At 70.8% G+C, this 8,361-nt stretch carries 7 protein-coding genes and 1 pseudogene; 7 read left to right on the top strand and 1 reads right to left on the bottom strand.

The annotated features are described in order from the left end of the window. From ACWD3D_RS28995 to ACWD3D_RS28985, 3 genes and pseudogenes are all read left to right on the top strand, one after another. Positions 1-696, top strand: a pseudogene (locus ACWD3D_RS28995) (hypothetical protein); the annotation flags it as partial. Between the two features lie 120 nt (positions 697-816). Beyond that, positions 817-1,500, top strand: a complete 684-nt coding sequence (gene rpe, locus ACWD3D_RS28990) for a ribulose-phosphate 3-epimerase (protein ID WP_451463736.1) — start codon at positions 817-819, stop codon at positions 1,498-1,500. 132 nt (positions 1,501-1,632) lie between these two features. Further along, positions 1,633-2,628 (top strand): sugar-binding transcriptional regulator, encoded by a 996-nt coding sequence (locus ACWD3D_RS28985; RefSeq protein WP_387373319.1) that lies wholly within the window; start codon positions 1,633-1,635, stop codon positions 2,626-2,628. 185 nt (positions 2,629-2,813) lie between these two features. Here the strand turns inward: ACWD3D_RS28985 and ACWD3D_RS28980 are convergent, their stop codons facing one another. Further along, the gene (locus tag ACWD3D_RS28980; protein WP_451463735.1) at positions 2,814-3,857 is read right to left on the bottom strand and encodes a terpene synthase family protein; all 1,044 of its coding nucleotides are present in this window, start codon (positions 3,855-3,857) and stop codon (positions 2,814-2,816) included. Positions 3,858-4,187: 330 nt separating this feature from the next. Between ACWD3D_RS28980 and ACWD3D_RS28975 the strand changes: the two genes are divergently transcribed. The 4 genes from ACWD3D_RS28975 to ACWD3D_RS28960 form a co-directional block, all read left to right on the top strand. Then, positions 4,188-5,654, top strand: a complete 1,467-nt coding sequence (locus ACWD3D_RS28975; protein WP_451463734.1) for a GuaB1 family IMP dehydrogenase-related protein — start codon at positions 4,188-4,190, stop codon at positions 5,652-5,654. Between the two features lie 187 nt (positions 5,655-5,841). Next, the gene (locus ACWD3D_RS28970) at positions 5,842-7,299 is read left to right on the top strand and encodes an aldehyde dehydrogenase family protein (RefSeq protein ID WP_451463733.1); all 1,458 of its coding nucleotides are present in this window, start codon (positions 5,842-5,844) and stop codon (positions 7,297-7,299) included. A gap of 147 nt (positions 7,300-7,446) precedes the next feature. Next, positions 7,447-7,887, top strand: a complete 441-nt coding sequence (locus ACWD3D_RS28965; RefSeq protein ID WP_451463732.1) for an Lrp/AsnC family transcriptional regulator — start codon at positions 7,447-7,449, stop codon at positions 7,885-7,887. 266 nt (positions 7,888-8,153) lie between these two features. After that, a partial coding sequence (locus ACWD3D_RS28960) for a nitrilase-related carbon-nitrogen hydrolase (protein ID WP_451463731.1) occupies positions 8,154-8,361 on the top strand: 208 nt, incomplete at its 3' end.

Genomic DNA, 8,361 nt, shown 5'->3' with positions numbered 1-8,361 from the left:
CCCCACCGGCCGCCCGGTCCGCCCCCTGATCCTGGCGGCGGGCTTCCTCGCCTCTCTGCGGATCGCCATGCGCGCCTGGACGCCAACGCCCCGCTGGAGGGCGACGACACCCGCTGGCTCGACGGCTGCGCCGGTCCCGGTGGCAAGGCCGCCCTGCTGGCCGCGCTCGCCGCCGGGCGGGGTGCCGCCCTGCTCGCGGCCGAGAAGCAGCCGCACCGCGCACGGCTCGTGGAGCGGGCACTGGCCGGCAACCCGGGCCCGTACCAGGTGATCACCGCCGACGGCACCCGCCCGCCGTGGCTGCCCGGCAGCTTCGACCGCATCCTGATGGACGTGCCGTGCTCCGGCCTGGGCGCGCTGCGCCGCCGCCCCGAGGCGCGCTGGCGCCGCCGGCCCGAGGACCTGGAAGGCTTCGCCCCGCTCCAGCGCGGACTGCTGCGCGAGGCGCTCAAGGCGGTACGGGTCGGCGGGGTCGTCGGCTACGCGACCTGCTCTCCGCACCTCGCAGAGACCCGGACCGTGGTGGAGGACGTTCTGAAGGGGCGTGGCGGCGACCCGGTCGAGGCCGAGTGGGTGGACGCCCGTCCCCTGATGCCGGGTGTCCCCGCGCTGGGCGACGGCCCCGACGTCCAGCTCTGGCCCCACCTGCACGGCACCGACGCGATGTACCTCGCGCTGCTGCGGCGCACGGGCTGACCGTCCGGCCGGCCGGCGAACGGGTCCCGGCGGTGGGCGTTGCCCGAACCGTGACCACCCCGTGAGGCTTTGGGGCTCCCCGTGGCGGGGAAGCGGTCCGGAGCATGGCAGGCTTGGGGCATGGCCCAGATCAACCCCAGCATTCTCTCCGCCGACTTCGCCCGTCTCGCCGATGAGGCGAAGGCGGTGCAGGGCGCCGACTGGCTCCACGTCGACGTGATGGACAACCACTTCGTGCCCAACCTGACTCTCGGTGTGCCCATCGTGGAGTCGCTGAGCCGGGCCACCGACACCCCGCTCGACTGCCACCTCATGATCGAGAACCCGGACCGCTGGGCGCCTCAGTACGTCGAGGCGGGTGCCGGCTCGGTCACCTTCCACGTGGAGGCGGCGGCGGCCCCGGTCCGGCTGGCGCGCGAGATCCGGGCCAAGGGTGCCCGGGCGTCGATGGCGCTCAGGCCGGCGACGCCCATCGAGCCGTACGAGGACCTGCTCCCCGAGCTCGACATGCTGCTCATCATGACGGTGGAACCGGGCTTCGGCGGGCAGGCGTTCCTCGACATCATGCTGCCGAAGATCCGCCGCACCCGGGACCTGATCTCCAAGCACGGGCTCGACCTGTGGCTGCAGATCGACGGCGGGGTCTCCGAGGAGACCATCGAGCGCTGTGCCGAGGCGGGCGCCGACGTCTTCGTCGCGGGTTCGGCGGTGTACGGGGCGTCCGACCCGGCCGCGGCGGTGCGCGCGCTCCGGGCGAAGGCGGAGACGGCGACGGCCGCCGCGCCCTGGGCATGCGGCCACTGAGCCAAGGGCAGATGAACGCGGCCCGACAAGGCCGATCAAGTTCGCCGGATCTGACAGGATGAACGGCGTAACGGGCGTGTGAACAGCAGTGAGGAGATCGCGGTGTCTGGCATCTCGGCGGGTCGGTCAGCCATGCGGATGGGCCCCGCGGAGCTCGTGCAGGCGGCGGCCATGGCTCGGCGGTTCTATCTGGAGGGGAAGTCCAAGATCCAGATTGCCGAGGAGTTCGGCGTCAGCCGCTTCAAGGTGGCCCGGGTCCTGGAGACGGCCCTCGAACGTGATCTCGTGCGCATCGAGATCCGGGTGCCGGCCGAGCTGGACGCGGAGCGTTCCGACGCGCTGCGGTCCCGGTACGGGCTGCGCCACGCCGTCGTCGTGGAGTCCCCGGCGGACGAGCAGGAGGACGCCCCCGACCCGGAGAACCTGGGCGAGGTCGCGGCGGATCTGCTCGGCGAACTGGTGACCGAGGGCGATGTCCTCGGACTGGCCTGGGGCCGGTCCACCATCCACATGGCGGCGGCGCTCGACCAGCTGCCGCCGTGCACGGTGGTCCAGCTGACCGGTGTGTACGACGCGGGTACGGCCGAGCGCGGTTCGGTGGAGGCGGTCCGCAGGGCCGCCCAGGTCTCCGGCGGCGAGGCGCACCCCATCTACGCCCCGATGCTGCTCCCGGACCCGGCCACCGCCGCCGCGCTCCGCAACCAGACGGGTATCGCGCGCGCTTTCGACTACTTCGACAAGGTCACCGTCGCGGCGGTCTCCATCGGTTCGTGGGAGCCGGGCATCTCCACCGTCCACGACATGCTGTCGGACGACGAGCGCGCCCACTACGCCTCGCTCGGCGTGGCGGCCGAGATGTCCGCCCACCTCTTCGACGCCGAAGGGCGCCGGGTCGGCCGGGATCTCGGTGAGCGCTGCATCACCGTGGAGGCCGACCGGCTCCGCCGCATCCCCGAGGTCGTCGCCATCGCGGGCGGCCAGCGCAAGGCCGCGGCGATCGGAGCGGTGCTCCGCTCCGGCCTGGTGACCAGCCTGGTGACGGACACGGCCGCCGCCGACTACCTGCTGACCGAGTCGGCCGCCGGAATCCGGCCCGCCCTGGAGCGGGCCGACCCGGACGGCCACTGACGGATCTCCGTACACGAGAACGGATCTCCGTACACGAGAACGGAGCTCCGTACACGAGAACGGAGCTGCGCACACGAAGAGAGGCCGGCACCCCGCGAGGGGGTGCCGGCCTCTTCGTCGTACCGGACGGGACTCTCGCGCCCTCGCGCCCTCGGTCCCGAGCGCGGCCCGCAGGGCCGGGGAACTCAGCGCCGGACGTGACCCGCGTGGTCGGCCGCGATGCCGAGTACCGTTTCCTCCAGGTACTGCCCGGGCTCCTCGTACTGGCTGACGTCGGCGGGGTTGTACCGGGGTGTCTGCATGGACCAGTCGAGATTGCCGCGCATCCAGCTGCGCATGCCGTCCAGATACGGCACCAGCAGGCCGGAGAGCTTGGGGTACAGCTCCAGGAGTTCGTCCTCCGCGGTCAGGAACCGCTCCGTCTCCGTGGCTATCCGCTCCGCGACCAGGTCCAGCGCCTCCTGCTCACCGAGCCCGCGGTGATGGCGGACCAGGTGGACGAGGTTGTGGATCTCGCCGAGCACCTGCTCCTTCTCGTAGGAGTAGACGTCGTTCGCCCAGCACACCACGTTGCACGAGGCTTCCAGCGCGGTGATGAACCGGGGGTCGTTGTGGATCGACTCGGGGGCCTCGATGCCCGCGACGATCTCTATGAGATCCATGCACACGTGGATCGCCCCGGTGTGACGCCGCTTGGCGATGTACGTCTCCTCGGACGGGACGACGCCCTCCGCGCGGTTCCCGGCCTCCCAGGTGGTGGCCGTGGTGAGGTACGCCACCAGATGGAAGGCGAAGCGGGTCCGCCAGTGCGGGGGCACGTCCGGAATCGTGCGTTCCCACAGATCGGTCAGGGCCACGACGGCTCTGGGCAGGTCCTCGCCGGGCTCGGGGTCCGGGGCTGTGCCGTCCACCACGGCACGCATCCGGGCGACGACGTGCCGCACCCGCTCGGGGTCGCGGCCGAGATGGCCGTCGTCGAGCTGGTCGTCGACGAGGAACAGCCAGACGAACCAGTCGGCCACCAGATCCAGCTGACCCGGGTTCGCCGTCGGGTGGACCATACCGACGAAGGCCGCGAAGTCGGCTTGTTCGAACCGCTCGCGCGCGGACTCACGGTGCACCAGCCCGGTGCTGCGCGTCCAGTTGTCGAGGTGCTTTCGGGTGTGCCCGACGTGCGGATTCGTGCGCTGGGGGAACGGGCAGTAAATGTCCGGCAGTTCACTTTCCACGGGCGGTCCGGGTCCTCTCCGGTCATTCGCGTGACGGGCGGCCAGGGACTTTCCATCGATGCCCCGGGTGCCCCCAAGACCTGCGGATGGTGAAACTACCTGACTGCTTGTCACCTGGTCCAGCAGGGAAGATCACTACAGGTTCGAATAGTGTTCGATTGTCTGAAGGTGGTGTGTACGCGCCATCGGATCGGGGTAGGTTCCGCCGGTCGGGGTATGGGCCCGGCGGCCCCTCGCCGCGCTCCTCTGTATGAATCTACGAGCGATGGCGGCCATCGCTGTGCCTTTTCCAGGGCGACCTGCGGCGATTCCCGTGGAACCATGGGTGTCATGCGTTTTCTCGAACCTGGCACCGGCCGTTACTCAGACACCCCTTCCGTCCCGTACGACCTCACGTACGACGACGTCTTCATGGTTCCGGGGCGTTCGGCGGTCGGATCGCGCCAAGGGGTGGATCTTTCCGCGCCCGACGGCACAGGGACGACCATCCCGCTGGTGGTCGCCAACATGACCGCCATCGCCGGCCGGCGGATGGCCGAAACCGTCGCTCGTCGCGGTGGTCTCGTCGTCATCCCGCAGGACATCCCGATCGAGGTCGTCACCGAGGTCATCTCCTGGGTCAAGACGCGCCACCTCGTCCTCGACACCCCGATCGTGCTGGCCCCTGGCCAGACCGTCGCGGACGCCCTCTCACTGCTGCCCAAGCGCGCGCACGGCGCGGGTGTCGTGGTGGACGAGGAAGGGAAGCCGGTCGGCGTCGTCACCGACCACGACCTGACCGGTGTGGACCGCTTCACGCAGCTCTCCGAGGTCATGTCCAAGGACCTGGTCGTGCTGGACGCGGACATCGACCCCCGCGAGGCCTTCAACCGGCTCGACACGGCCAACCGCAAGCTCGCCCCCGCCGTCGACGCTCAGGGCCGGCTGGTCGGCATCCTCACCCGCAAGGCCGCGCTCCGCGCCACCCTGTACACCCCCGCCACCGACGCCGAGGGCCGGCTGCGCGTCGCCGCCGCCGTCGGCATCAACGGAGACGTCGCGGGCAAGGCCCAGCAGCTCCTGGACGCCGGCGTGGACACCCTCGTGGTGGACACCGCCCACGGCCACCAGGAGTCGATGATCAGCGCGGTCCGCGCGGTGCGCGCCCTCGATCCGCGCGTCCCGATCGTGGCGGGCAACATCGTCGCCGCCGAAGGCGTGCGCGACCTCATCGAGGCGGGCGCCGACATCATCAAGGTCGGCGTGGGCCCCGGTGCCATGTGCACCACGCGGATGATGACCGGCGTCGGCCGGCCGCAGTTCTCCGCCGTCCTGGAGTGCGCCGCCGAGGCGAAGAAGTACGGCAAGCACGTCTGGGCGGACGGCGGTGTCCGTCACCCGCGCGACGTGGCCATGGCCCTCGCGGCCGGCGCGTCCAACGTGATGATCGGCTCCTGGTTCGCCGGTACGTACGAGTCGCCCGGAGACCTCCAGCAGTCGGCCGACGGCCGGTACTACAAGGAGTCGTTCGGCATGGCCTCGGCCCGCGCGGTCAAGAACCGTACGTCCGACGAGTCGGCCTACGACCGGGCCCGCAAGGCGCTCTTCGAGGAGGGCATCTCCACCTCGCGGATGTTCCTGGACCCGTCGCGGCCCGGAGTCGAGGACCTGATCGACTCGATCATCGCGGGCGTCCGCTCGTCCTGCACCTACGCCGGTGCCGCCTCCCTGGAGGAGTTCGCCGAGAAGGCGGTCGTGGGCGTGCAGAGCGCCGCCGGATACGCGGAGGGCAAGCCCCTCCACGCCAGCTGGAGTTGATCCGCCTCCTCGTTCGGTATCCGAACAACTCCTGTGCCCCTCGCGGTGTTCGACCGCGGGGGGCACAGTCGTACCCCCGCTGTCCGGTCAAGGTCCTTCGTCGGCCGGTCTGTTGCTTCAACTCCTCGGCGACGTAAGTAATATGAGTCCCGTTCAGTCACCCGCCCACTCTGCGGTAAGGGATCTCATGTCCTTCTTCACTGACCTGGCCCATCAGTACATCGACGGCGAGTGGCGGCCCGGCAAGGGCTCCTGGGACATCATCGACTTCAACCCGTTCGACGGGGAGAAGCTCGCTTCCATCCCGGTCGCCACGGCCGAAGAGGTGGACCAGGCCTACCGGGCCGCCGAGCGCGCCCAGCGGACGTGGGCCGAGACCAACGCCTACGCCCGGCGCGGTGTGCTGGAGAAGGCGCTGCGGATCGTGGAGGAGCGCGAGCCGGAGATCGGTGACGCGATCGTCGCCGAGCTCGGCGGCACCCGCCTCAAGGCCGCCTTCGAACTGCACCTCGCCAAGGAGTTCCTCCGCGAGGCGATCCAGATCGCGCTGCGCCCCACCGGCCAGCTGCTGCCTTCGCCGGTCGAGGGCAAGGAGAACCGCGTCTACCGCGAGCCGGTCGGCGTGGTGGGCGTCATCAGCCCGTTCAACTTCCCCTTCCTGCTCTCCCTGAAGTCGGTCGCCCCCGCGCTCGCCCTCGGCAACGCGGTCGTCCTCAAGCCGCACCAGAACACCCCGATCGTCGGCGGCACGCTCATCGCCAAGATCTTCGAGGACGCCGGTCTGCCGGCCGGACTGCTGAACGTCGTCGTCACCGACATCGCCGAGATCGGCGACGCCCTGTTGGAGCACCCGGTCCCCGAGGTCATCTCCTTCACCGGCTCCGACAAGGTCGGCCGGCACGTGGCGACCGTCGGTGCCGCCCACCTCAAGCGGGTCGTCCTGGAGCTCGGCGGCAACAGCGCGCTCATCGTCCTGGACGACGCGGACGTGGACTACGCCGTCGACGCCGCCGTCTTCAGCCGCTTCGTCCACCAGGGCCAGGTCTGCATGGCCGCCAACCGCATCCTGGTCGACCGTTCCGTCGAAGCCGAGTTCACCGCGAAGTTCGTCGCCAAGGTCGCCTCCCTGACCGTCGGCGACCCGGCCGACCCGGCCACCCAGATCGGCCCGCTGATCAACTCCACGCAGGCCGAGGCCGTCACCAAGCTGGTGGAGCAGACCGTCGCCGGCGGTGCCACCGCGCTGCTGCGGGGCACCACCGACGGCAACCTGGTCAGCCCGTCCGTGCTCACCGGCCTCTCCGCCGACTCTCCCGTGCTCCAGCAGGAGATCTTCGGGCCCGTCGCGCTGATCGTGCCCTTCGACGGCGAGGACGAGGCCGTCCGGATCGCCAACGACACCCCGTACGGCCTCAGCGGCGCCGTGCACACCGGAGACATCGAGCGCGGGGTCCGGGTCGGACAGCGCATCCACACCGGCATGATCCACATCAACGACGGCACCGTGAACGACGAGCCCATCGTCCCGTTCGGCGGCGTGAAGAACTCGGGCCTCGGCCGCCTCAACGGCGAGTCGACGATCGACTCCTTCACCACCCAGAAGTGGATCTCGATCCAGCGGGGCCGCACGCGGTTCCCCTTCTGACCGTCGCGCGGCAATCGCCGTGCGGGACCACTCCGCGAGATCGTCCCGCCCTGCGGTGGGCGCCCCGGCGAGGGGCGCCCGTGGTCTACTGCGGGGGCGGCACCACCGCCCCCGCACCAGCCCTCGCAGAGAAGTGAACCGCCCGACGTGCGCCTGAACGAACTCGACGAACGCATCGTCCACGCCCTCGCCGAGGACGCCCGACGCTCCTACGCCGACATCGGCGCCCTCGTAGGCCTGTCCGCGCCCGCCGTGAAACGCCGCGTCGACCGGCTCCGCGAGCAGGGGGCGATCACGGCGTTCACCGTGCGGGTCGACCCCTCGGCGCTGGGCTGGGAGACCGAGGGCTTCATCGAGATCTTCTGCAGCCGCAACACCTCTCCCGAGGCGATCAGGAGCGGACTCTCGCGCTACCCGGAGATCGCCTCCGCCTCCACCGTCACCGGCGAGGCGGACGCCGTCGTGCAGGTCTTCGCGGCGGACATGCGCCACTTCGAGCAGGTACTCGAACGTATCGCGAGCGAACCCTACGTGGAGCGGACGAAGTCCGTCCTCGTCCTCTCCCCGCTGGTCCGCCGGTACGTCTGAGGCGCCCCGGCCGAGCGAGTCGGGCCCGCCCCGGCCGGGCGAGTCGGGCCCGCCCCGGCCGGTCGGGAGCGGCCCGCCCCGGACCTCCGGACTGAGACCTGGATCACCCTTCTGACCTGCGGCGACGCCGTACGCAACGAATCGCCGCAGAAGGGCCCGAGGGCGCAACGGATCGACGGTCGATGCGCAACACTCGCGCCTTGTCGACGGTGGCGCGCGAAACGTACCTTCGGATACGTCCCCCGCCGCCCCGCCCGAGGTCAGCCATGCCGTCGTTGCGTACCGCCCTGTTCCAGAGCTCCGGCACTCCCCGAGACGTGACGGCGAATCTCGAAGCCCTCGACCACGCCGCCGCGCGCGCCGCCGCCGGTGGAGCCCAGCTGCTGGTGACCTCCGAGATGTACCTCACCGGCTACGCGATCGGCGACGCCGTGCCCCGCCTGGCCGAGCCCTCGGACGGCCCCGGCGCGCGGG

This window comes from Streptomyces sp. NPDC002690, from assembly GCF_053592415.1.
This window is presented reverse-complemented; position numbering and strand designations above follow the sequence as displayed.